This window comes from Ruegeria lacuscaerulensis (assembly GCF_013031245.1).
GTDB lineage: Bacteria > Pseudomonadota > Alphaproteobacteria > Rhodobacterales > Rhodobacteraceae > Ruegeria > Ruegeria lacuscaerulensis_C.
In genome coordinates this window covers 16,962-41,353 of the sequence record NZ_WPZL01000020.1, presented here as the reverse complement: position 1 = coordinate 41,353, position 24,392 = coordinate 16,962, and the positions used below count along the sequence as shown (strand labels likewise).

The window sequence follows — 24,392 nt, the reverse complement described above, 5'->3', positions numbered from 1 at the left end:
ATGTGTGGGCGGGGTATCTGTTTCAACTTCGCCCTCACACATTATTAGCCACGTGGCATTTTCAATGTCAGGTTCTTACCACGTTTTTGATAGCGCAATTCGCTGTCGCTGATTGCTATGACGTTGCCGCCGTCCAGCCTATCCCCGACTTTCAGTTTTTTATACCGACCGCTGGGCAATCTAACCAATGCACGGCGATTGGCTGGCGTACCGTAAACCCCGATCAGGTTCAGTTTTCGAAGGTTCAGCGCGTTGTCGATAGTTGCCTGCCGCGCCACCGAGGCAGATGAAGGTATCTTGGGTGCGACAGCTTTCGGCTGGAAAGACCCGGCCTCGGCGCTTGCCTGACCAATCGCTGCCGTCGAGCCCAGATTTGCGGTCTGGGTACCGGAAGGCCGGGAAAGTCCGGCAGGGCGGGGTTTCGGGCGCGGCACGCGCACGACTGCCAAGGCGGTTGGGGTTTCGTCAACCTGCGGCTGCTGTTGCAGTGACTCCGGACGCAGCTTGGGGCGCAGCACCGCCAGTTCCTCACGTGTGCGACCGCCGAGTTGCTGGCGTTCGAACCGTTCAATCAGATCGCCGGGGCGGGGTTTTGGACGCAGACCAGCCAGCCGGTCACTCGTCTCTTCCTGAATCGGTTCCTGTTCGAACCGAACAGGCGCCTCTGGCGGTACTTTGGACGGTTGCCCCAGATATACGACAATCCCGTCCGGATTCAGAGTTCCTTCGGCGGTGGGTGTGACCAGCCCACGCTCGTCGAGTTCAAACGGGGTTTCGGCAGTGTTTGGCAATACGACCTGTTCGAAGGGCGCGTCAGTGTCAAAGCTTTGCACCGGAGGCAAAGCAACGGCGTCATTCGAAAGATTGGAATTGTCGACAGAGGCCAGATACGTCTCTTCGGCCAGTACAGGCATCGGAGCTTCCAACGGTTCAGGCACATTGATTTCAATGCCAGGCTGCGTTGGTATCTGCTGAGTTTCCGGAGCTCGCGCAACCTCCTCAACCACAGTCGGCGCGACGTTCAGGGCCTCCAGGATCGCGTTGTCTGTGGCAGACAGATCCTGCTGGGGGTTGCCGGATGAATCAGGTTGGCTTTCCTCTGACGCTATGACCTCAGGCTCGGGTGCGATCTCTTCTGGTTCGGGTTCAGCCTCGGCTGTTTGGGGTGCTGGTTCCTCAGTTGCGCTCGGAACATTCTGCGGGCTGGCTTCGACCATCGGTTTGGGCGCGGGAGACGTCTCTTCGGCCAAAGCCGTTTCAGCATCCGGCATGTCGCGGTTTTCAGACCCGATCAATGCCCAGGTTCCAAAAGCCACCCCGGCAATCAGGACTGCAGCTGCCGCCGGAACGGTATAGCGCTTTACAATCGCCTCAGGGGCGGCTTCGGGCGTTTTATCCGATCCGGTGACAGGTGCAGACCGGAACGTATCCGGAGCTGTCGTGTCGGCTATGGCGTGAACGGTTGGCGCGTCTTGTGCGGAAGGATCCGCATTTTCTAACGCATTCTGATCGTCTTCAACAGTCGCGGTCGCGGTAGCAGATGCGTCCGGAGCCGACGCGTCAAACAGCGGGTCCGTCGGGAAATCCTGCCCATCTTTAACCGTGCCGAACTGAACTGGAATAAATCCGTGTTCGACCGCAAAATCGCGCGCTTCGTCCAGTGTTTGCCGCGTGACGGCAGCAACAAAAGTCATGTTGCCGACGATTGCGGTGTCGAATGCCAGTTCTTCAGCGGCATATGGTGTGGCATCGGCCAATGTGGCCATGGCTTTCCGTGCGCTGTCTTCGGTATCCATGCCATCGGTCGCGGTTGACATAAACCGAACTTGATCCTGCGGAATAATAACCCTGCAGCTCAGATCGTTTTCTAAGGCAAAACCTTTGTCCCGCAAGGCGCGTATCTGGGTCTTCAGGTCAGGCGCGTCCAATGCGATTTCGCCAACACAGAACCAGTCTTCATCCGAGTGGTGGTGCAGAGAAATTCCGGTAGCAGAAAAAGACAGCGCAAAGGCAGGTTTCATAATCCGGAAGAACCATAGTTGTCAGCATCAATGCAAACGACATTTCGTCCGCAGCGCGACATTAAAGCAGGATCCCGCCGAGGGAAAGAAAAAGCCGGAGGTTCCCCTTGTCCGACGGGCCTTGGCCACCCCATGTAGGAGCGAACGAATTTGGAGGGAAGACCTTGAAGAAAATAGCTTTTCTGGCCACGATTTTGGCCATCACCGCTGCGGGGATGACCCATGCGGAAGAACGTCGCATTACGGTGGATGCAGCCGGTGTTGTGCAGGCCGCGCCCGATATGGCGACCATTACTTTGGGCGTGACCAACGAGGATACGCAGGCGTCAAAGGCGATGCAGGCGACATCGGAAGCGGTGGTGCAGATTCTGAAGCGTCTGGATGAAATGGGGATCGAAACCCGCGATGTACAAACCCGTGATCTGTCGCTGTCGCCGGTCTGGTCTGGCCGGAACAACCTCAATAACGACCGGCCCGAGATTTCCGGGTTTGTCGCGTCCAACAGGGTTCTGGTCCGTGTTCGCGATCTGACGCAGCTTGGAACCATCATGGATGCGGTCATTCAGGACGGCGCCAATGATTTCGGCGGGCTCAGCTTTGGTGTTCAGGACCCGGCGCCGCTTCAGGCACAGGCCCGCGCCAAGGCCGTTGCCGAAGCCACCGCAAAGGCTGAACAGCTGGCGCAGGCGGCCAATGTGACGCTTGGGCCGGTGCAACAAATCAGCGAGCAGGTCGGTGGTGTTCGCCCTGTGGCGCAGATGCGCGCCATGGACCTGTCGGAGGCCGGTAGCGTGCCGGTCGCAGGGGGTGAAATCTCAGTCTCGGTCAATGTGATGATGGAATTCGGGATTACCGACTGACCCTGTGGTTTGGCGGCGGGTCAACAGCGGTTGTCGTTGTTGGCCCGTCTGGTCAAAATTGTCGGGCGACAACCAAGCCTCGAACGCAGAACGGATGCGCGGCCATTCGGTGTCGAGAATGGAATACCACGCCGTGTCCCGGTTGCGGCCCTTGTAATGGGTCGCTTGCCGGAAAATACCTTCAAAGGTAAAGCCCAGCCGCTCAGCTGCGCGGCACGACGGAGCGTTCAGTGCGTCGCATTTCCATTCGTAGCGGCGATACCCCAGCTCATCGAAAACACGGCGCATCATCAGGAACATGGTCTCGGTCGATTGCGGTTTACGCTGCAGCAGGGGTGAGAAATGGATATGCCCCACCTCGATCACACCCGCAGCGGGTTCGATTCTCAGGAAAGAGGCCATACCCACGGGAGTCTCATTGCTATCGAGCACTGTGTGGAACATCGGGTCGGCGTCCATGCAAGTGGAACGCGCCCACTCGACGAAGCCCTGCTCGCTCTCGAACGGTCCATAGGGCAGGTAAGTCCAGTTGTGACCGTCCGTATCGTTGGCAAACGCCCGGTACAGTCCGGGCGCGTGCCTGTTCACATCCAAAGGCACGACGGAACAATATCGCCCCTCCATCGGCGTGTAGGGCGGGGCCGGGCGCGGAAACTCGCCCGATACCGGCAGGCCGATGGGTTGCCCCAGTTCGTTTGTGTCGTGCTTGCTCATCGGTCAGGCGCTCGCTTTGGCCAATGCCTGATCCAGATCGGCGATCAGGTCCTCGGCGTCCTCGATGCCAATGGACAGACGCACCACATTCGGGCTTGCGCCCGCCGCTTCCTGCTGCTCGGGCGTCAGCTGACGGTGGGTGGTCGAAGCCGAGTGGATAATCAGCGATCGCGCGTCGCCCAGGTTGGCGACGTGGCTGAAGATTTCCAGCGCATTGACCAGTTTGATACAGGAATCGTAACCGCCCTTGACGGCAAAGGTGAACAGAGCCCCGGCGCCTTTGGGATACTGCGCCTTGACCCGCTCATGATAGGGCGAGGACGGCAGGCCGGCATAGGTGACGTATTCCACACGGTCGTCTGCCTCGAGCCAGGCGGCGATCTTCTGGGCGTTCTCGACATGGCGCTCCATCCGAAGGGACAGGGTTTCGATACCCAGCAGCGTATAATGCGCCGCCTGCGGATTCATCGTCATGCCCAGATCCCGCAGGCCGATGGCAATGCCATGGAAGGTAAAGGCCAGAGGGCCGAAGGTCTCGTGGAATTTCAGCCCGTGATAGGCCTGTTCCGGTTCGCTGAGCGAGGGGAACTTGTCATTCGCCGACCAGTCGAACTTGCCCGAATCCACGATGCAGCCGCCGGTGACGGTGCCGTTGCCGGTCAGGTACTTGGTGGTCGAATGAACCACCAGCGTTGCGCCCTGTTCGATAGGACGGCACAGATACGGCGTGGCAGAGGTGTTGTCGACGATCAGCGGAATGCCCGCTGCGTCCGACAGGTCCGCCAGCGCGCGAATGTCGGTGACATAGCCGCCTGGGTTGGCGATGGATTCACAGAAAACCGCGCGGGTGTTTTCGTCGATGGCGTCCTTCACGGCGTCCAGATCATCAGTGTCGACAAACTTGGCCGACCAGCCGAAACGCTTAATGGTCTGACTGAATTGCGTGACCGTACCGCCATACAGACGGGTCGATGCCACCACGTTGCAGCCCGGCCCCATCAGCGGGAACAGCGCCATGATCTGCGCCGCGTGTCCCGAGGAACAACAAACCGCACCGACGCCGCCTTCCAGTGTTGCGATACGTTCCTGTAGCACGGCCACGGTGGGATTGGTCAGGCGGGAATAAATGAACCCGACTTCTTGCAGATTGAACAGCGCCGCCGCGTGATCGGCGTCGCGGAACACGTAAGCTGTTGTTTGATAAATAGGTGTCTGACGTGCACCTGTAGCGGGATCGGGCCGTGCGCCCGCGTGAATTTGCAATGTGTCGAAACCGTAAGTCGGGCCGTCAGACATCGTCGAAATCTCCTGTTGGAATGTGCGTTGCAGAATCTCTAGGCGATCCGGCGCGCGCACACAACAATCCTGTCAGCGCATCCAAAGGCCGTTGTTGCGGATCGTGTTGCGAATAGCCTGCTCACGCTGTGGCAGGTTATCCCGGTCGAACAAATCCCGGATTTTGTGACCCTTGCCCTGAATCACCAGCTTTTTGATAGGGTCGTAGCCTTTAAGGACTTTCTTGACGCGGTTCGGCGTCGCCACAGTCTCCAATACTTCGATCACGTGGTCGCTTTCGCGCGCATAGAGGAGTGGAAACAGGCGATAGTGGCAGGTAACAGCCCCGTCCAGCAGGCCGGAGGGCAGGGCGTCCCTGCCTCCACCGAACGAGTGAATGACCAGTGGCAGCGCAACCTGATCAAGCCACGGGTCCAGATTCTGACCTGCCAGTTCCGGGATGTCTTCGTCCCGGATTGTGTGCGCATAATCCAGAAACCGTTCCCCGAACTTACGCGGGCAGGAATAGAAGAAATACCCGGCGTTAAAATACAGATAGCGTCGCCAGTAATCCTTTGGATGGCTGGTATCCAGCGAGCTTTCGAAATCCAGCCCGAACCGGCGATACAGGGCGCTCCAGATGCCATCGAAACCCGGACCGTAGAGTGTCGGCTTGGGCCATGTCCCCTCGACCTTCAGCGAGGCACCGGGGCGGTCGAAATCGAACGGCACGCTGTTCAGGTCGCCGGTGATCAGAGTGTCAGTGTCGAAGAACACAAACGGTTCGCCCTCGGGCAGAGCCTGCAGCGCCTCGATCTTGTTGCCATAGGGATAGCTGCTGCCGAAGTCGTGATTGTCGAAGGGCAGGATTTCAGCGTCCAGTTGCCGCAGGGCTTTCAGCACGGGTTCGTTCTGGATGCTGGGGTCCTGATGCCATTTCGGTCCGGGCTGAGGCACTGCTACAAAAAGTCGGCCAGCGAAATTCGGTGAGCTGTGGCGCAGAGAGGCCGCGAACAATAGCGCCTCGTATTGAAGCCGGTTGTTTTGCCCGATGACGACGATGTTGAATTTCGGTGGGCTGACCTGCATCAGATGACTTTCGGGTATTTGGCCGTTGTCCGGCGCTGCTCGGATTCTGTCCGGGCTACAGTACGCAGCAGATGCCGCTAAAACCAGATGTGAACAGGGGTAGTACGGCATAATTTGAAAACGCCGATTTCGCGCCCATGTAATGCTGAGGTGGCGAAACAGGAGAATCCTCATGAGGGTCAACGCAGATTTCACCAAACGCGTCGCGGTTCATTTCGATCAGAACGAGTGGGTCGCTTCACCATCAGCCGGGGTCGAGCGCAAGATGCTGGACCGTATCGGAGAGGAAGTGGCCCGGGCAACAACCATCGTCCGCTTTGCGCCGGGCAGCGCCTTTGCCGCGCATACCCATGACGGGGGAGAAGAGTATCTGGTGCTGGACGGCGTGTTTCAGGATGAAACCGGCGATTTCCCTATCGGCAGCTACGTACGCAACCCGCCGACCTCATCCCATACGCCATCCGCCAAAGAGGGGGCGACGATCCTGGTCAAGCTGCACCAGTTCGACCCCGAAGACCGGACTCAGTTGCGTCGGTCGATCATCGGCAAGGGCAATACTCAGCTTTTCAAAGACACGCATGAAGAGGTGCGCGTGCTGAGTTTAGCCTCGGGCGAGACGCTTGATCTGGATGCGACACAGGGGTTGGAGCTGTTCGTGATCGACGGATCGCTTCGGGAATCTGATGAGGAATTCGCGACCTGGGACTGGCTGCGATTGCCGCCCGGAACGCAGTCCAGTGCCACCGCAGGGGCGTCTGGTGCGCATTTTTGGATGAAAACCGGACATTTGGCTCAGATGGTCTGAAACTGTCATCTGTAAGAAAAAACAGGCAGATTTTACGAAAAAACCGGGTCCATGAGCCCGGTTTTTGCTTTTTCTGATCATTTTGTAAATTTTACCATTTGATAAAAAATCAGATTGTGGCAAGCTGAAGTCATAACGAACATATCTACAGGGAGTAGAGTGATGGCACAGGGCCAGATCGCCCCCGGCATTGTCTCCGGGCGGCTTTCCAGCGATGAGCTGACCTCGAATTTCACGGATCTGCATCCGCCACTGGCCCCGCATGAGGCCGCCGTGGCAGCGGATCGGTGTTATTTTTGTTACGACGCGCCGTGCGTGACGGCTTGTCCAACTGACATCGACATTCCGTTGTTCATGCGGCAGATTCAGGCTGGTCAGCCCGAAGCGGCGGGCGAGACCATTCTGGCGCAGAACATTCTGGGTGGCATGTGCGCCCGCGTCTGTCCCACCGAGACATTGTGTGAAGAAGCCTGTGTGCGTGAGACTGCCGAAGGCTCTCCGGTCGAGATCGGGCGTTTGCAGCGCTACGCAACAGACAGTGTCATGGTTGCCGGGGATCATCCGTTTGAACGCGCTGCGCCGTCCGGAAAGTCGGTCGCCGTAATCGGGGCAGGGCCAGCTGGTCTGGCCTGCGCGCATCGGCTGGCGATGCTGGGCCACGACGTGGTGATCCATGAAAGCCGCCCAAAACCCGGCGGGCTGAACGAATATGGGATCGCCGCTTATAAATCGACCAACGATTTCGCTCAGGCCGAAGTTGACTGGCTGTTGCAAATCGGCGGGATCACTATCGAGACCGGCTCGGTTCTGGGTGAGAGCATCTCGCTGGACGGTTTGGTCGAGAATTACGATGCGGTTTTCCTGTCCATTGGTCTGGCCGGGGTGAACGCATTGCGCGCCCAAGGGGCTGATCTGGACGGTGTTCGCCACGCTGTTGATTTCATCTCGGATGTCCGTCAGGCCTCGGATCTGGTGGACCTGCCGGTAGGTCGCAATGTGGTTGTTATCGGTGGCGGCATGACTGCGGTGGACGCGGCTGTGAAGTCGAAACTTCTGGGGGCCGAGCATGTCACCATCGCCTATCGGCGCGGCCGCGACGCAATGGGCGCCAGCCGGTATGAACAGGATCTTGCGGCCTCGCACGGCGTCAAGATCATGACCAACGTCCAACCCGTGGCCGTCCATGGAAACGGGGCAGCGGCAGAGATCGAACTGGAATATACCTCCAGCCACGACGGCACGCTTTCCGGAACCGGAGAGTTGATCCGTGTGCCCGCCGATCAGGTCCTCAAGGCGATTGGTCAGACGCTGGAAGGCGCACCCGAGGGATTAACTCTGGACGGCAACAAGATCGCCGTGAATGAGGTCGGGCGCACGTCCGTGGCCGGTGTCTGGGCCGGGGGCGACTGCGCGTCAGGTGGCGAAGACCTGACCGTGACTGCCGTCGCCGAGGGTCGGGATGCGGCGATGGACATCCACGCAACGCTCGTTTCGTGATAGGATGGGGCATTCACCCCATCCCATTCGCTGCTGAGGTATTCTCATGTCCCAGATCGAACAAGCTGTAGCGCAACACTATACAACCGGTGCTCTTACGGAACGCATGCGTGAGGCGCTCAAGGCCAGTGGCATAGATCCTAATGCGGCAACGGTCGCCGACCTCAAGGCAGGCGATGAGTTCCACACCGGCGGTGTTCTTGCAACGGACAACCTGTTTGCCCAGCTTTCGCCAACTCACGCGACCCGTGTGCTGGATGTCGGTTGCGGTATCGGCGGGACGTCGCGGTACATCGTGGATCGCTATGACTCGACAGTGACTGGGGTCGACCTGACGCCAGAATTTGTCGAAACGGCCACTGCTTTGAGTGAACTCGTCGGGCATTCCGAAAAGGCGAGTTTTCTGGTGGGCAGTGCGCTGGATATGCCTGTGCCGGACGCGGGTTTCGATCTTGCCGTCATGATGCATGTCGGGATGAACATCGAAGACAAGACCGGCCTATTCGCGGAAGTCTCGCGTGCGCTTGCCTGGCATGGAACCTTTGCCCTGTTTGATGTGATGGGTGGGGAAGTGGATGAGGCGCTAGCCTTTCCTCTGCCGTGGTCAACTGTCGCCGAGACGTCCTTTGTCGATGCGCCGGAGGTCTATAAGAAAGCCGCTACCGCGGCGGGCCTCGAACTGGTCGCAGAGGCGGATCGGACCGAGTTCGCGCTTGCCTTTTTCGAGGAAGTATTCGCGCGCATCGCCGAAAGCGGTCCACCCCCCTTGGGCATCCACCTGATGATGGGCGAGACGGCGCCTGAAAAGTTTCAAAACTACGTCGCAAACCTCAAGGCCGGGCGCATTCGCCCGACCGAAATGATATTCAAGAAATCCGGCTGAGCCGGGAAGGGAGAAGCCATGGCCGATCTGACAACAAACTTTTTGGGTATTGCCAGCCCGAACCCTTACTGGCTGGCCTCAGCGCCGCCGACGGACAAGGAATACAACGTCCGCCGCGCGTTTGAGGCCGGTTGGGGCGGCGTCGTTTGGAAAACGCTGGGTGCCGAGGGGCCTCCGGTCGTGAACGTCAACGGTCCGCGCTATGGTGCGATCTACGGTGCAGATCGTCGTCTGTTGGGCTTGAACAATATCGAACTGATCACCGACCGTCCGCTTGAGGTGAATCTTGAAGAGATGGCACGGGTCAAGGCCGACTACCCGGACCGGGCACTGATCGCCTCGATCATGGTGCCCTGCGAGGAAGAGGCGTGGAAAGCTATTCTGCCCCGAGTTGCCGAAACCGGCGCTGACGGAATCGAACTGAACTTCGGCTGCCCGCATGGGATGAGCGAGCGTGGTATGGGTTCCGCCGTTGGGCAGGTCCCAGAATATATCGAGATGGTCACCCGCTGGTGCAAGAAATACTATGACCGCCCGGTCATCGTGAAGCTGACACCGAACATCACAGATGTACGTAAACCGGCCGAGGCGGCGAAGAATGGTGGTGCGGATGCGGTGTCTCTGATCAACACGATCAACTCGATCACCAGCGTCAATCTGGATACGTTCAGCCCCGAGCCTTCGATTGACGGCAAAGGCAGCCATGGCGGTTATTGCGGTCCGGCGGTTAAGCCAATCGCGCTGTCCATGGTGTCCGAGATATCGCGCGCTCAAGCCACGCATGGCCTGCCGATATCGGGTATCGGTGGCGTGACTACGTGGCGCGACGCGGCGGAGTTCATGGCGCTAGGTTGCGGCAACGTACAGGTCTGCACCGCGGCGATGACCTACGGGTTCAAGATCATTGATGAACTGACCGCTGGTCTGTCCAAATGGATGGACGAGAAGGGGTATAAGGATGTTTCGGAAATCGTCGGTCTTGCCGTTCCGAACGTAACCGATTGGCAGTATCTGAACCTGAACTACGTGGCCAAGGCCAAGATCGATCAGGACGAGTGCATAAAATGCGGCCGCTGCTATGCCGCGTGTGAAGACACCAGCCACCAGGCGATTTCAATGTCAGAGGACCGCGTGTTCGAAGTCATGGATGACGAATGCGTCGCCTGTAACCTTTGTGTCGATGTCTGCCCGGTCGAAGGCTGTATCTCGATGGTACCCATGGCAGCTGGAGAGGTCGATCCGCGAACCGGTCTCGAGGTTCAGCCCGACTATGCGAACTGGACGACCCATCCAAACAATCCAATGGCAAAAGCCGCCGAGTAAATCGGCCGGTGGAAACTGGAAGGGGCCGGTAAACGGCCCCTTTTTTTACGGCGTCAGCAATTTTCGGTAGAGCGTGTCGATAAAGGGTTCCGCCCCTTCGAACGGATCCTCTTCCCCCAAAATCGCCCGGACCTGAACGTCGAAATCTGCGTAATGCTGCGTCAGCGCCCAGATCGAAAAGATCAGATGATACGGGTGCAGACGTGCGATTTTCCCCTGATCCATCCAATTCGTCAGGACCGCTGTCTTTTCATCCACCAACGCCTTGAGGTCATTCGAAAGTGCGTCGTGAATGCGGGGCGCACCCTGGACCAATTCGTTGGCAAACAGGCGGCTTTCGCGCGGCAGTTCCTGACTCATGTGAAGCTTGCGCCGGATATAGGCCAGAATCTCTTCCATCGGGTCACCGGCCTCGTCGAGATCATGCAGAGGAGCCAGCCATGTCTCCAGCAAGCCGGACAACAGTGCAGTGTGTATCGCCTCTTTCGACGGGAAATAATACAAAAGGTTCGGCTTGCTCAGCCCGGCTTCGATCGCGATCTGATCTACGGTTGCGCCCCGAAACCCATGAGCGGAAAACACGTTCAGAGCAGCCTCGAGGATCGCGGCACGGTTCTTTTTCTGAATTCTTGTTGGTTCGCGATCTTTGGGCATGTTTTCAGGCTGTCTCTTTTTGCGGCAAGCGGACGCCGAATAGGTCAAAAATACCGACGACGTCTCGCAATTTCTTGACTGATCTCGAACCCGTGATAGCGTGAGTTTGACCAGATGGTCAAATCAAGACACCAAAAGCGAGCCAAATCGCAAGCAACAGGGAAAAACAAGATGGCAGCTCCGGCGCAAAACCTCAGGATCAATGGCGACAGACTTTGGGACAGCCTGATGGAGATGGCCAAGATTGGCCCCGGAGTTGCGGGCGGAAACAACCGTCAGACACTGACGGATGAGGATGCCCAAGGCCGCGCGCTGTTCCAGAAGTGGTGTGAAGATGCGGGTTGCACCATGGGGCTGGATCAGATGGGCAACATGTTTGCCCGCCGTGAAGGCACCGATCCCGAGGCGCTGCCGGTCTATGTCGGATCGCATCTGGATACGCAGCCCACAGGTGGCAAGTATGACGGAGTTCTGGGTGTTCTGGGTGGGTTGGAGATCATTCGGACGCTCAACGATCTGGACATCAAGACCAAACACCCGATTGTTGCGACCAATTGGACAAACGAAGAGGGCACGCGTTATGCCCCGGCGATGCTGTCTTCCGGCGTATTCGCAGGGATGCACACGCAGGATTGGGCCTACGATCGCGAAGATGCTGAAGGCAAGAAGTTTGGCGATGAGCTTGAGCGTATAGGTTGGCGGGGCGACGAAGAAGTCGGCGCGCGCAAGATGCACGCGTTCTTTGAGTTACATATCGAACAGGGGCCGATCCTTGAGGCTGAGGACAAGGATATCGGCGTGGTCACCCATGGGCAGGGGCTGAGTTGGACACAAATCACCGTGACCGGCAAGGACGCCCATACTGGGTCGACCCCGATGCCGATGCGTAAGAACGCCGGTTTGGCAATGGCGCGTATTCTTGAAAAAGTGGATGAAATCGCATGGTCCCACGCGCCTCACGCCGTTGGCGCGGCGGGGCATATCGATGTGTATCCGAACTCGCGCAATGTGATCCCCGGCAAGGTGGTGTTCACGGTTGATTTCCGCTCACCCGAATTGTCCGTCATCACCGATATGGAAAACCGTCTGCGTGTCGCAGCCGAGGATATCGTCAATGAGATGGGTTTGCAGATCGAATTCGAAAAGGTTGGCGGGTTTGACCCGGTGAAGTTCGATGACGGATGCGTTGCGGCGGTCCGGGATGCGGCCGAGCGACTGGGGTACTCGCATACGGATATCATCTCGGGTGCGGGGCATGATGCATGCTGGATCAACCGCGTGGCGCCCACCGCAATGGTCATGTGTCCGTGCGTGGACGGGCTGAGCCACAACGAGGCCGAGGAAATCAGCAAGGAATGGGCAGCCGCCGGGGCGGATGTTCTGTTCCACGCCGTCGTCGAGACAGCAGAAATCGTTGAATAAATTGGGTTCGGGATAACTGCCTGAAACCTAGATGAAAACAACATGAGGCGCAAAGCGCCCGCAGGGAGAAAAACATGTCAACTGTGATCAAGAACGGAACCGTCGTAACTGCCGATTTGTCCTATAAGGCGGATGTTAAAGTCGAGGGCGGCGTCATCACCGAGATCGGGTTGGGTCTGAAAGGGGACAAAGCGCTGGACGCGACCGGCTGTTACGTCATGCCGGGTGGGATCGATCCACACACACACCTCGAGATGCCATTCATGGGCACCTATTCCAGCGACGACTTCGAAAGCGGGACGCGGGCGGCCTTGGCTGGTGGCACCACCATGGTGGTGGACTTCGCATTGCCGAACCCCGGAGAGAGCTTGCTGGATGCGTTGAAGCGCTGGGACAACAAATCGACCCGCGCAAACTGCGATTATTCCTTCCACATGGCCGTAACCTGGTGGGGCGAGCAGGTATTCGACGACATCAAAACTGTCATTGAGACACGCGGGATCAATACGTTCAAGCACTTCATGGCCTACAAGGGCGCGCTGATGGTCAATGACGATGAATTGTACGCCTCATTCAAGCGCTTGGCAGAGTTGGGCGGTATCGCGATGGTGCATGCCGAGAATGGCGATGTTGTCGCCGAGCTGCAGGCCAAACTGATGGCCGAGGGCAATACTGGACCCGAGGCGCATGCTTATTCCCGCCCGCCGCAGGTGGAAGGCGAGGCAACCAACCGCGCGATCATGATTGCGGACATGGCGGGCGTGCCGCTTTATGTGGTGCATACCTCGTGTGAAGAGGCGCATGAGGCCATTCGTCGGGCCAAGATGCAGGGCAAGCGGGTGTGGGGCGAGCCTCTGATCCAGCACCTGACTCTGGATGAAAGTGAATACTTCCACCAGGATTGGGACCACGCCGCGCGCCGGGTCATGAGCCCTCCGTTCCGGAACAAACAGCATCAGGACAGCCTGTGGAACGGGCTGCATTCCGGCACGCTGAGTGTTGTCGCCACGGACCATTGCGCCTTTACCACCGAGCAGAAACGCTCTGGCGTTGGTGACTTTACCAAGATCCCGAACGGGACCGGCGGGTTGGAAGACCGGATGCCGATGCTGTGGACGCATGGCGTGAACACAGGGCGCCTGACACCGCAGGAGTTTGTGGCGGTCACATCAACAAACATTGCCAAGATATTGAATTGCTATCCGAAAAAGGGTGCAATCCTTGTTGGGGCGGATGCGGATATCGTTGTTTGGGACCCTGAGAAAACCAAGACGATCAGCGCCGATACGCAACAATCGTCTATCGATTACAATGTGTTTGAGGGCAAAGAGGTCAAAGGCCTGCCGCGCTTTACACTGACACGCGGTCACGTGGCCGTGCATGACGGGGAAATCCGGACTAAGGAAGGTCATGGCGAGTTTGTCGCGCGCGAGCCGAATGGTCACGTCAACAAAGCCCTGAGCACCTGGAAAGAGCTGACCGCGCCGCGGCCGGTTGATCGGACGGGCATCCCAGCGACGGGTGTTTGACGTGCAAGGGTCGCATTTTCAACGGCCAAAAGCCGAACCTTTTCAAGGCAATGGAATGAATATTGACAGCACTACCCAGCCCGTAATCGAGGCAAGGCAGCTGGACCTGACCTTCCAGACCAATGATGGGCCGATTCATGCGTTAAAAGATGTGAGCTTGACCGTCAACAAAGGCGATTTCGTTAGTTTCATCGGGCCTTCGGGTTGTGGAAAAACCACCTTTCTTCGCTGTATAGCGGCGCTTGAAACCCCGACCGGGGGAACTCTGACGGTCAATGGCATGACACCGGATGAGGCGCGGCGGAACCGAGCCTATGGGTACGTGTTTCAAGCGGCGGGTTTGTATCCCTGGCGCACCATCGCCAAGAACATCAAGCTGCCGCTTGAGATCATGGGGTACTCGAGTAAAGAGCAAGAAGATCGGGTCAGGAATGTTCTCGAACTTGTTGATCTGGAAGGGTTTGGAGGAAAGTTTCCGTGGCAATTGTCCGGGGGAATGCAGCAGCGGGCGAGTATCGCCCGAGCGCTGGCATTTGACGCGGATATCCTGTTGATGGATGAGCCTTTCGGGGCGCTGGACGAGATCGTGCGCGATCACCTGAACGAGCAGCTTCTGGCTCTGTGGGCGCGCACGGAAAAAACCATAGGCTTCGTGACGCATTCAATCCCCGAGGCGGTTTATCTCAGTACCAAGATCGTGGTGATGAGCCCGCGGCCCGGGCGGATTACGGATGTGATCGACAGCCCTTTGCCGAAGGAACGGCCATTGGATATCCGGGATACCCCGGAGTTCATTGAAGTTGCCCATCGCGTACGCGAGGGCCTCAGGGCGGGGCATACGGATGACTAGTGCACGGATCAGAGCAGTCTGGGCAGTCCTGACTGTTGTGGGGGTCATTGTTCTGTTTTGGTACGCCGCCAGTGTGCCAATGAACATCAAGGGCGTTCTGACCGAGTTTGAACGGGCAGGCGAACAGGTCGATCCTCCCAAGGCGGTCGACCGGCGCAACATGAGCGAGTTTGAGCTGATAGTCGACAACCCCTACGCCATTGACGAAACCTGGGAACAGGATCGGCCACGTCTCCCGGCTCCGCATCAGGTGGCCGAAGAGTTGTGGGATACTACGGTCGAGAAGAAGATCACCTCGAAAAGGTCATTGATCTATCATTCCTGGGTGACACTCAGCGCCACTTTGCTGGGGTTTGCGATTGGCACCGGACTGGGTATTTTGCTGGCCGTGGGGATTGTTCATAGCCGCGTGATGGACCTTTCGGTCATGCCATGGGCCATCGTCAGCCAGACCATTCCGATCATCGCACTGGCACCCATGATCATCGTGGTGCTGTATTCAGTTGGCATTCAGGGGATCATCCCCAAAGCCATCATCTCGGCTTATCTGAGTTTCTTCCCCGTCGTTGTCGGCATGGTTAAAGGGCTGCGCAGCCCCGATGCAATGCAACTGGACTTGCTGCGCACCTACAATGCCAGCCGCTCGCAGGGGTTCTGGAAACTGCGGCTACCGGCGTCGATGCCGTACCTGTTTACCTCGCTGAAAATCGGTATTGCAGCATCGCTGGTGGGCGCCATTGTTGGTGAATTGCCGACAGGGGCGGTTGCTGGTCTCGGTGCGCGTCTGCTGGCCGGCAGCTATTACGGGCAGACGGTGCAAATCTGGTCGGCCCTGTTTGCCGCGGCCATTCTGGCGGCCTGTCTCGTCGGGCTGCTGGGGCTGATTGAACGGTCGGTCCTGAAACGGATGGGGATAGCGCAATGATACCTGTTCTTGGCGCAATCGGTGTCTGGCTGTTGGGCTGGTGGTTGAACGGCCGTCTGGCCAGCGGGCCCTATTCCGACACACGAATGGTCCGGTTTCTGGCACCGCTGATCTTTGGATTGACGGTTATTTGCATCTGGGAACTGGTTGTACGCGGCCTCGAGGTGCCTCTGGTCATCCTGCCAGCTCCGTCTGTCATCTGGGACCGCTTCTGGGACAGCCTGCCAACGCTCTGGTTGGATTTTGTACAGACGATTATCAAGGGCGCTCTGAGCGGCTATGTCATCGGTTGCGGTTCGGCTTTCCTGATGGCTATTGCCGTAGATCGATGGGATTTCCTGCGCCTCGGGTTGCTGCCAGTTGGGAATTTCGTGGCGGCTCTGCCCATTGTGGGGACCGCACCCATTCTGGTGATGTGGTTCGGGTTCGACTGGCACTCCAAGGCGGCCGTAGTCGTGGTGATGGTGTTCTTTCCGATGCTGGTGAACACCGTGGCTGGTCTGCGCGAGGCGACGGCCATGCAACGTGACCTGATGGAAACCTATGCGGCAACCTATTGGCAGAGCTTCCTGAAGCTGCGCCTGCCTGCCGCGATGCCCTTCATTTTCAACGGGCTAAAGATTTCTACCACTCTGGCGCTGATCGGCGCTATCGTGGCCGAGTTCTTTGGCTCACCAACCCTGGGCATGGGCTTTCGAATCTCGACCAGTGTCGGACAATTGTCGCTGGATATGGTCTGGGCCGAGATCGTCGTGGCCGCTCTGGCCGGAACGGCGTTTTACGGGCTGGTGGCCATGATCGAAAAAGCGGTGACCTTCTGGCACCCGTCGCAACGCGGATAAGTAATGAATTCAACAGACCCCGAAAAAAGGGGCACTAACAGCAACTAGGAGACATGAAGATGAATAAGCTACTCAGCGGGGCGGTCGCCGCCTTTGGCCTGGCAGCCAGCGCGGCCCTTGCGGCGGATGAAGTGACATTGCAGTTGAAGTGGGTCACGCAGGCGCAGTTTGCGGGCTATTATGTTGCCAAGGAAAAAGGGTTCTATGAAGAAGAAGGGCTGGATGTCACCATTCTGCCCGGCGGCCCTGATATTGCCCCGACGCAGGTGATCGCGGGCGGTGGTGCTGACGTGACGGTGGAATGGATGCCGGCGGCGCTGGCTGCGCGGGAAAAGGGGCTGCCGCTGGTCAATATTGCGCAGCCGTTCAAAAGCTCAGGCATGATGCTGACCTGCTGGAAGGACGCGGGAATTACTTCGCCCGAGGACCTCAAGAACCGCACTCTGGGCGTCTGGTTCTTCGGTAACGAATTCCCGTTCATGAGTTGGATGAGCCAGTTGGGCATCGACACCGGAGGCAAAAGTGACAACGGAGTCGAAGTGTTGAAGCAAGGCTTTAACGTTGATCCGCTGCTGCAACGTCAGGCTGATTGCATCAGCACCATGACCTACAATGAGTATTGGCAGGTTATCGATGCAGGCGTCAGCCCGGATGAGCTGGTGACGTTCAAATACGAAGATCAGGGCGTCGCCACGCTGGAAGACGGCCTGTACGTACTGGAAGAAAACCTCAGCGATGCAGCGTTCACCGACAAGATGGAGCGGTTCGTCCGCGCTTCGATGAAAGGCTGGAAATACGCCGAAGAACACCCGGATGAGGCGGCCGATATCGTGCTTGAGAACGATGCGACCGGTGCCCAGACCGAAGAGCACCAAAAGCGCATGATGGGCGAGATCGCCAAGCTCACGGCCGGTTCGAACGGCGCGCTGGACCCGGCGGATTTCGATCGCACTGTGGGCACTCTGCTGGCAGGTGGTTCTGATCCGGTAATCACCAAACAGCCCGAGGGCGCCTGGACCCATCAAATCACCGATGCGGCCCTGAATTAAACCGTTTCAATCGATGCGAAGCTGCGCGGTCCCAACCGGGGCCGCGTTTCTCATTTCATATGTCGGAAACGTGTCTGTACTTGACGGTGGAATGGGCTAGTATTCCTTTGAAAATGAGCGCATTTCCTACGAATTATTGGGTGTTTGGAAGAATATGCAGGGATTTGCAGCAGAATTCCACTCCGCAATTTCTTTGATCCTGAACGGGGATGCAGAGCTGTGGGCGATTGTGCTGTTGTCACTGAAGGTTTCTGTTTTTGCGGTGATGATTGCTGCACTTATTGGCATGCCTGTCGGAGCCGCCCTGGCGGTTGCACGTTTTCCCGGACGGCGGGTGATGATCGTTCTGATGAACGCATTGATGGGGCTTCCTCCGGTTGTCGTTGGTCTTCTGGTCTATCTGATGCTGTCACGGTCTGGGCCTTTGGGCGTTCTTGAGCTGCTCTATACGCCAACCGCGATGATCATTGCGCAGGTGGTGCTGGTAACTCCGATTGTGTCGGCTTTGACCCGGCAAGTGGTCGAGATGCTGGCCGAGGAGTATTCGGAACAGCTCCGGTCGTTGGGAGTTTCCCGGCTGGCCTCGGTCCCGGTGCTATTGTGGGATGCGCGGCTGGCGCTGGTGACCGCGCTTCTGGCCGGGTTTGGCCGTGCCATTGCCGAGGTCGGGGCGGTCATCATCGTCGGTGGCAATATCAACCATGTGACGCGGGTGATGACGACAACTATCGCTTTGGAAACGTCCAAGGGCAATCTGGCGATGGCTCTGGCGCTGGGGGCGATCTTGATCGGGATCGCGGTGGCCGTGAACGCCATGGTCAGTACGCTCAGCCTGCGGGCCGAGCGGGAAGGGCTGCGTCATGCGTGATCTGGTTCCAGACATGGCGAGTTGTCTGTCGGTTGACGGAATTCAGATTTCGCGCAACGGCAAGTTGCTGTTGGATGTATCGCATCTGTGTTTGGACGGGCCGGGCCCGACCCTGATCCTGGGACCAAATGGTTCGGGCAAGAGCATGCTTCTGCGCTGTCTGCACGGCCTGATCGTGCCAGACAGGGGTCTGGTCAGGCAGGGCAGCGCGATCCTGAATGCCGACCACAAGGCGCGGCAGGCGATGGTGTTTCAGCAGCCCGTATTGCTGCGCCGGTCGGTTGCGGCCAATCTGGACTTTGTACTCAAACGGCAAGGCGTTCACCGAAGTGCTCGCCGGACACGGATCGAGGAACTTCTGTCCGAAGGCGGTCTGGAAGGCAAAGCCCGGCAATCGGCACGGTCTCTATCAGGTGGTGAGGCGCAGCGGCTGGCCATTCTTCGCGCTTTGGCGCTGAACCCGGAGACATTGTTTCTGGACGAACCGACCAGCGCATTGGACCCCAGTGCAACGCAGATTATCGAGCGAATGATCCTACGTGCTTCAACCCGGGGCGTGCGGATTGTCATGGTGACACATGACATCGGTCAGGCCCGGCGGTTGGCCGCCGATATCGTCATGATGCAGGGTGGCCAGGTGGTGGAACATGGGGCCGCTATGCAGGTACTGGAAGCCCCCGAAAACGAAGCTTCGCGCCGCTATCTGGCGGGTGGACTGGTAACATAATAATAAGAATGGAGATCTGAATGATCCGGAATTTCATTCGGGCAGCATTGGTTTCACTTGGCTTTTTTGCGGGTCCTTTATCTGCTGAATCACCTTTTATCGTTGTGCAATCCACGACGTCGACTCAGAATTCGGGCCTGTTGGATTACATACTTCCGGGATTTGAAGCCGAAACCGGGATCGACGTACGTGTGGTTGCTGTGGGCACCGGGCAGGCGATCCGGAACGCGATCAATGGCGATGGTGATGTGCTGCTGGTTCACGCCAAACCCGCCGAGGAACAGTTCGTCGCCGATGGTTGGGGCGTCGAGCGGTTGGACGTTATGTACAACGATTTCATCCTTGTCGGGCCGAAATCGGATCCGGCCAATGTGAAAGGCGAAATGGACATCGTGGCCGCCCTGACGGCTGTGTCCGAGGCCGAAGCCCCTTTTGCTTCGCGCGGGGATGACAGCGGAACGCACAAGGCCGAGATGCGGCACTGGGATGCATCGGGTGTTGATCCAACCGATGCGTCGGGCAAGTGGTATCGTGAAACCGGCTCGGGCATGGGGGCGACGCTGAATGTAGCCAGTGGGATGGAGGCTTATGCACTGACGGATCGGGGGACGTGGCAGTCCTTTGGCAACAAGGGAAACCTTGAGGTTCTGGTTGAGGGAGATCCGCGCTTGTACAATCAGTATGGGGTGATCCTTGTGAACCCGGCTAAACATCCACGCGTGCGGGCGGCTGCTGGCCAGCGATTCATCGAATGGCTGACCGGACCGGACGGACAGGCCGCAATTGCGTCCTACAAACTGGATGGCGAGCAGCTTTTTTTTCCGAACGCGGATTGAATTGGCCTGCGGCCAATGCCTTCGGCGAGAGTATTTTTGAAAAGATGAAGGGGTTTCGGGCCAAAGTTAGCCGCTGGCACCGTTATAGTGGATGGTACCAAGACCGGACAGATCATAGCCGCCAAACTCAGCGGCGCGGGTGGTAAAGCGCCCGGATTGCAGGAAACCGAGCAGTTTGAGCATCGGATCATCGAAATAGGCACGCCGCCATATGGCCAGATCCAGCCGCTCGGAATGGGTCGGGGCAAAACCCAAATTGTAAAGCCCGGCCAGAGCGCCCAGTCCGAACCCTGCTTCGGCTTTGCTGTCATGCAGAGAGATGGCCAGCTCTTCTTCGGTACGGGCACAGGCGGGCAGGGCGTCCAGATCGTTGCGCGTCAGACCATGGGCCTCGAGTTGAGTGTCGAATAGCCGTTGGCTGGCGGCACTGTCCTGGCGCAGGATAACCCGCCGCCCTTTCAGGTCTGCAAAGCCGGTAATTCCGGAGGTCCCGGGTGCCAACAAAAGTCCACGCTGCCTTTGCGCGATTTCATAGAGAACAACTGGGGCTTCGCCTAAAGTGTCGCGAAGGGTCTGGACGTTAAAACCCTTGTCTTCGTGGATATGCAGCGCGGCGGCCTGCGCACTGCGATCTTTGAACCGCTTCAGCCCGTCAAACGAGCCATCGTAATAAGTCGCCAGACCCGACCCGCTTTCACGTAGCGCCCAGTCCAGCAGCGGATCGTGGCTGCCCGCCACGATCGGGGGCAGAGGCGGTTCGGCGACATGTGGGCCAGAGCGAGAATCATTGAGCCAGGCGATGACCTCGGCCCGCGGAAACAGCAGTTTGCCCATGGCACGCACGCAGGGCACCTCGCCCGAGGAGGCCAGGTCATAGGCCTTCCGCTCGCCAATGCGCAGCAGGTCGGCCAGCTCTTTGGTGGTCAGGAATTCGGACATTCAGTCGAGACGCACAGCCGAACCGGCGCCTGCCTCGGCGGCGCTGAAACCGATCTGCTCCAACGTATACGGCGCGGCGACCGTGATCACGACCATTGCGGCAACAGCGGCAAGAAAAGCTTTCATATTCTCCTCCGGCTCAGTTTTCCGGTATCGTGGCGCGGCGCAGGAAGGTGATCAGGTCGTCACGGTCCCGGGCCTGCGTGATCCGCTGCATTGGCATCTTTGTCCCCGGAATGTAGTGGTCCGGGCCTTCGTCGAAAAGAGCATTTATCGTCTCATCATTCCAAATGATATCAGAGTCTTGCAGCGTGTCCGAGTAGAAATATCCAGGCAATGTTCCTGCTTTGCGCCCAAACACTCCGTACAGGGTTGGACCTGCGCGCCGTTTCCCGTCAGGTGTAAGGCTGTGACAGATCGAGCATTTGCGGGCGAATTGGCGCTCTCCGTTGCTCATTTCTTCTGGGTTTTTCAGGAAGCTAGGCTCCGCTGCGGCCATCTGTTCGGGGTCATGCAAGGCAGATATGGGCCAGCTGTACATGGCCTCGTCGATACCCCCAGCGTGGATGTTCTGGCCATCTGTGGAAAATGCTAGCGCCCAGACCGGGCCACGCAAGGTCGCACGGAAGTCATGCGCGACGTGCCAATTCTGCGTATCGATCACCATGATGTAGCCTTCACCATCGCCGACTGCCAGCATGCTGCGATCCGGGCTGAGCGCCAGCGCAAGGATCGGTCGACGGTCGAGGGTAAAATCGTGTTCTTCCCCCGTGGAGAGGTCGCGAATGCGGGTGACACCGTCAACTGTGCCGTAGGCGATCCAGTTGTCCTGCGCGTTCAGAACCAACTCGTTGATGCCAAACCCGTGTTCGATCAGGCGCAATTTCTCCTGACCTCTGGCCACGTCCCAGAGGCGCAGCACGCCATCGATCCCGGCGGAATAGAGTTCCTTTCCGTCTAGTGAGAACACCACCGCGTTCACACCGCTGCCCGTGGGGCCAAGCACCTTGGGTTCTGAACCGTCTTCCGGCCAGAGTCCAATCGTGCCGTCCCAACTGGCCGTGGCGACATGAGTCTTGGAAGCCGCGATATCGACGATCTTGCCCTTGTGCCGTCCAACGATTTCACCACCCGGCCAACGGCGCAAGGTGAAATCATCACCGGCGGAATAGATCGCTGTGCCATTGAACGCGACGCTGTTGACGGCGGCCTCATGCCCTTCAAGCCATTGCGGTTTCTGGTCGGACCACAGGCCGACGGAATTGTCGAAGCTGGCTGTGGCGATCCGCCCGTCCGGCGCCGTGGCGATCCCCATGATCGGCCCGCCGTGGCCTTTGAGCGTAAAGAACTCGGCCAGGGCGGGGAGGGGGATCAGGACCAGAGCAAAAGCCAGCCCGCGCATCTATTCAGCAGGTGAGGCTGTTGCTTTTTCGGCCTCTTTTCCCTGTACTTCTTCAAGCCACAGCGAGTGATGCTCGCGCGCCCACTGCTCTTCGACTTCACCGCTTCCCATGGCGTCAAAGGCGCCTTCCATGCCGACAGAGCCCAGATAAATATGGGCCAGGATGATTGCGATAAACACATAAGCGACCATCACGTGCCAGACCTGCGCGTATTGCATTTCTTCCTGCGGGGACATTTGCACCGGCAGGTTCAGGCCAAGCATTTGCGGAATGCCGGTCGAATTCGCGATTGAGAACGTCTTGGCGAACAGTGGCATTTCAAACGGGAACAGCAGCGACAGACCGGACAGGCTGATCGAAACGCCCAACAAAATGCAGAGCCAGAAGATGATCTTTTGGCCCGCGTTGAATTTTTTGGCTGGCGGGTGGCTGTTTTTGGTGAACAGCCCGCCCCCGGCAACGAGCCATTTCAGATCGGTTCGGTTGGGGATGTTATGGGTGATCCAGTTCACGGTAACGATGATCAGGCCCAGCATGAAAGCCCAGGCCAGATTGTTGTGCAGCCATTTGCAACCTTGGGCGATGGTCGCAAACCCCTCCTTTCCGAAGATTGGAATCAGGAAGTCGCGGCCATAGAGCGTCAGCAGACCTGTCAGTCCGAGAATCAGAAAGGATCCGGCGAACAGCCAGTGGCCGAAGCGTTCGAAGCCGTTGAAGCGGGTGACCGTGCGACCTGTCTTTTCGCCGTCAATCCTGGTCTTTCCGCGGATCAGGAAGAACAGCAGCAGGACAACAAGCATCCCGCCCAGAATATACGTGCCGTACTCGCGCAAGGGACCTGTGCGGAAGTTCAGCCACCACATGCCGCTGTCTTGAATGAGGACGCTTGCAGCAGGCCCCTTGGACGAAACGGTCACATCTGCCGACCCGTATCGCAACGCGCGATAAACGTCGCTGTCAGACGCCACACCGCGTGTTCCCAATTGGCCCAGCAGCCCTTCGGCGTTGCTTTGGCCGGTGTTTTCCGAGCGATAGCTGTTATCAACCTTCTCTCCCCTCTGTCGGGCGAGAATGTCTTCGAGAGTCGTCGCGCCGCCGGTCTCAGCGCGTTCCGGCGCGGCAGAGCCGTTATCCGTTGTTTGTGCGATGGCGACTTGCGCGACACCAATTGCGAACAGAAATGCGATGAATAAACGGAACATCTGAACCTCGGTCAAATCCCTGTTCAGACGACCCGCGAAAGCGGGTCGTCTGTTTGGTTCATGAAGACGGTTTGCTAGCCGTCTTTCTGGTCGTAGGCCGTGCCCCAACCCCAGGCGCCTGAGCCAAACCCGCGTGCCACGACGCGTTCACGGTAGATGGCCGAGACCACATCGCCGTCACCGGCGAGCAGGGCCTTGGTGGAACACATTTCGGCGCAGATGGGCAGTTTGCCTTCGGCGATCCGGTTGCGACCGTATTTGGCGAACTCTGCGGTCGAGTGGTTCTCTTCGGGGCCGCCGGCGCAGAAGGTGCATTTGTCCATCTTGCCGCGCGATCCGAAGTTGCCTGCCTGCGGGTATTGCGGCGCACCGAAGGGGCACGCGTAGAAGCAATAGCCGCAGCCAATGCACAGGTCCTTGGAGTGCAGGACGACGCCTTCTTCGTTTTGATAGAAGCAGTCGACCGGGCATACCGCCATACAGGGCGCGTCTGAGCAGTGCATGCAGGCCACCGAGATCGAGCGTTCGCCCGGGTTGCCGTCATTGATCGTCACCACCCTGCGGCGGTTGATGCCCCAAGGGACCTCGTGCTCGTTCTTGCACGCGGTGACGCAGGCGTTGCACTCAATGCAGCGTTCAGCGTCGCAGAGAAACTTTGCTCTAGCCATTAATCGTCCTC

At 58.3% G+C, this 24,392-nt stretch carries 24 protein-coding genes; 14 read left to right on the top strand and 10 right to left on the bottom strand.

Going from position 1 to position 24,392, the window contains the following annotated elements; genetic code table 11:
* Positions 1–44: 44 nt before the first annotated feature.
* Positions 45–2,021 carry a hypothetical protein gene (locus GOX66_RS18585; RefSeq protein ID WP_170764420.1) on the bottom strand — a complete coding sequence of 659 codons (1,977 nt, stop codon included), beginning with the start codon at positions 2,019–2,021 and terminating at the stop codon, positions 45–47.
* A gap of 164 nt (positions 2,022–2,185) precedes the next feature.
* Between GOX66_RS18585 and GOX66_RS18580 the strand changes: the two genes are divergently transcribed.
* Positions 2,186–2,881 carry an SIMPL domain-containing protein gene (locus tag GOX66_RS18580; protein WP_170764417.1) on the top strand — a complete coding sequence of 232 codons (696 nt, stop codon included), beginning with the start codon at positions 2,186–2,188 and terminating at the stop codon, positions 2,879–2,881.
* Here GOX66_RS18580 and GOX66_RS18575 read toward each other — a convergent pair.
* The 3 genes from GOX66_RS18575 to GOX66_RS18565 all read right to left on the bottom strand — a co-directional run bounded on the left by GOX66_RS18575 (position 2,837) and on the right by GOX66_RS18565 (position 5,959).
* Entirely contained in the window at positions 2,837–3,595 is a 759-nt protein-coding gene (locus GOX66_RS18575) for a GNAT family N-acetyltransferase (RefSeq protein WP_170764415.1), read from the bottom strand. The two genes, GOX66_RS18580 and GOX66_RS18575, sit on opposite strands and share 45 nt — an antisense overlap.
* A 3-nt stretch (positions 3,596–3,598) precedes the next feature.
* A complete protein-coding gene (locus GOX66_RS18570) occupies positions 3,599–4,891 on the bottom strand; it encodes an O-acetylhomoserine aminocarboxypropyltransferase/cysteine synthase family protein (protein ID WP_170764413.1) in 1,293 nt (430 codons plus the stop codon).
* A gap of 72 nt (positions 4,892–4,963) precedes the next feature.
* The gene (locus tag GOX66_RS18565) at positions 4,964–5,959 is read right to left on the bottom strand and encodes a hypothetical protein (RefSeq protein WP_170764411.1); all 996 of its coding nucleotides are present in this window, start codon (positions 5,957–5,959) and stop codon (positions 4,964–4,966) included.
* A gap of 172 nt (positions 5,960–6,131) precedes the next feature.
* On the opposite strand from GOX66_RS18565, the gene GOX66_RS18560 reads away from it, so the two are divergent.
* From GOX66_RS18560 to preA, 4 genes are all read left to right on the top strand, one after another.
* Positions 6,132–6,764, top strand: coding sequence for a cupin domain-containing protein (locus GOX66_RS18560; protein WP_170764409.1), 633 nt, complete (start codon positions 6,132–6,134; stop codon positions 6,762–6,764).
* 162 nt (positions 6,765–6,926) lie between these two features.
* A complete protein-coding gene (locus GOX66_RS18555) occupies positions 6,927–8,261 on the top strand; it encodes an NAD(P)-dependent oxidoreductase (RefSeq protein WP_170764407.1) in 1,335 nt (444 codons plus the stop codon).
* Between the two features lie 46 nt (positions 8,262–8,307).
* Positions 8,308–9,144 (top strand): methyltransferase domain-containing protein, encoded by an 837-nt coding sequence (locus tag GOX66_RS18550; RefSeq protein WP_170764405.1) that lies wholly within the window; start codon positions 8,308–8,310, stop codon positions 9,142–9,144.
* Positions 9,145–9,162: 18 nt separating this feature from the next.
* The gene (gene preA, locus GOX66_RS18545) at positions 9,163–10,467 is read left to right on the top strand and encodes an NAD-dependent dihydropyrimidine dehydrogenase subunit PreA (protein WP_170764403.1); all 1,305 of its coding nucleotides are present in this window, start codon (positions 9,163–9,165) and stop codon (positions 10,465–10,467) included.
* A 45-nt stretch (positions 10,468–10,512) separates the two neighbouring features.
* Here preA and GOX66_RS18540 read toward each other — a convergent pair whose 3' ends face one another.
* Positions 10,513–11,121, bottom strand: a complete 609-nt coding sequence (locus GOX66_RS18540; protein ID WP_170764401.1) for a TetR family transcriptional regulator C-terminal domain-containing protein — start codon at positions 11,119–11,121, stop codon at positions 10,513–10,515.
* 171 nt (positions 11,122–11,292) lie between these two features.
* On the opposite strand from GOX66_RS18540, the gene GOX66_RS18535 reads away from it, so the two are divergent.
* The 9 genes from GOX66_RS18535 to GOX66_RS18495 all read left to right on the top strand — a co-directional run bounded on the left by GOX66_RS18535 (position 11,293) and on the right by GOX66_RS18495 (position 20,169).
* The gene (locus tag GOX66_RS18535; protein ID WP_170764400.1) at positions 11,293–12,543 is read left to right on the top strand and encodes a Zn-dependent hydrolase; all 1,251 of its coding nucleotides are present in this window, start codon (positions 11,293–11,295) and stop codon (positions 12,541–12,543) included.
* A 74-nt stretch (positions 12,544–12,617) separates the two neighbouring features.
* Positions 12,618–14,072, top strand: coding sequence for a dihydropyrimidinase (gene hydA / locus GOX66_RS18530; protein ID WP_170764397.1), 1,455 nt, complete (start codon positions 12,618–12,620; stop codon positions 14,070–14,072).
* A gap of 55 nt (positions 14,073–14,127) precedes the next feature.
* Positions 14,128–14,922, top strand: coding sequence for an ABC transporter ATP-binding protein (locus GOX66_RS18525; RefSeq protein WP_170764395.1), 795 nt, complete (start codon positions 14,128–14,130; stop codon positions 14,920–14,922).
* Complete coding sequence (locus tag GOX66_RS18520) at positions 14,915–15,847, top strand: ABC transporter permease (RefSeq protein ID WP_174822796.1); 933 nt, start codon at positions 14,915–14,917, stop codon at positions 15,845–15,847. The genes GOX66_RS18525 and GOX66_RS18520 overlap by 8 nt, the downstream gene beginning before the upstream one ends.
* Positions 15,844–16,689 carry an ABC transporter permease gene (locus GOX66_RS18515; RefSeq protein ID WP_170764393.1) on the top strand — a complete coding sequence of 282 codons (846 nt, stop codon included), beginning with the start codon at positions 15,844–15,846 and terminating at the stop codon, positions 16,687–16,689. The genes GOX66_RS18520 and GOX66_RS18515 overlap by 4 nt, the downstream gene beginning before the upstream one ends.
* A 59-nt stretch (positions 16,690–16,748) precedes the next feature.
* Complete coding sequence (locus tag GOX66_RS18510; RefSeq protein WP_170764391.1) at positions 16,749–17,738, top strand: ABC transporter substrate-binding protein; 990 nt, start codon at positions 16,749–16,751, stop codon at positions 17,736–17,738.
* Positions 17,739–17,892: 154 nt separating this feature from the next.
* The gene (locus GOX66_RS18505) at positions 17,893–18,606 is read left to right on the top strand and encodes an ABC transporter permease (RefSeq protein WP_170764389.1); all 714 of its coding nucleotides are present in this window, start codon (positions 17,893–17,895) and stop codon (positions 18,604–18,606) included.
* Positions 18,599–19,333 (top strand): ATP-binding cassette domain-containing protein, encoded by a 735-nt coding sequence (locus GOX66_RS18500; RefSeq protein WP_170764387.1) that lies wholly within the window; start codon positions 18,599–18,601, stop codon positions 19,331–19,333. Before GOX66_RS18505 ends, GOX66_RS18500 begins: the two co-directional genes overlap by 8 nt.
* A gap of 20 nt (positions 19,334–19,353) precedes the next feature.
* Positions 19,354–20,169, top strand: coding sequence for an ABC transporter substrate-binding protein (locus GOX66_RS18495; protein ID WP_170764378.1), 816 nt, complete (start codon positions 19,354–19,356; stop codon positions 20,167–20,169).
* A gap of 66 nt (positions 20,170–20,235) precedes the next feature.
* On the opposite strand, the gene GOX66_RS18490 is transcribed toward GOX66_RS18495, so the two are convergent.
* The 5 genes from GOX66_RS18490 to fdh3B all read right to left on the bottom strand — a co-directional run bounded on the left by GOX66_RS18490 (position 20,236) and on the right by fdh3B (position 24,381).
* On the bottom strand, positions 20,236–21,108 hold the full coding sequence (locus tag GOX66_RS18490) for a helix-turn-helix transcriptional regulator (RefSeq protein WP_170764376.1): 873 nt from the start codon (positions 21,106–21,108) through the stop codon (positions 20,236–20,238).
* Complete coding sequence (locus tag GOX66_RS26070; protein WP_272871530.1) at positions 21,109–21,234, bottom strand: hypothetical protein; 126 nt, start codon at positions 21,232–21,234, stop codon at positions 21,109–21,111.
* Positions 21,235–21,247: 13 nt separating this feature from the next.
* Positions 21,248–22,510, bottom strand: a complete 1,263-nt coding sequence (locus tag GOX66_RS18485; protein ID WP_170764374.1) for a c-type cytochrome — start codon at positions 22,508–22,510, stop codon at positions 21,248–21,250.
* Complete coding sequence (locus GOX66_RS18480) at positions 22,511–23,713, bottom strand: formate dehydrogenase subunit gamma (RefSeq protein WP_170764372.1); 1,203 nt, start codon at positions 23,711–23,713, stop codon at positions 22,511–22,513. It abuts the gene before it with no gap.
* 74 nt (positions 23,714–23,787) lie between these two features.
* Positions 23,788–24,381, bottom strand: a complete 594-nt coding sequence (gene fdh3B / locus GOX66_RS18475) for a formate dehydrogenase FDH3 subunit beta (protein ID WP_170742543.1) — start codon at positions 24,379–24,381, stop codon at positions 23,788–23,790.
* Positions 24,382–24,392: the final 11 nt, after the last annotated feature.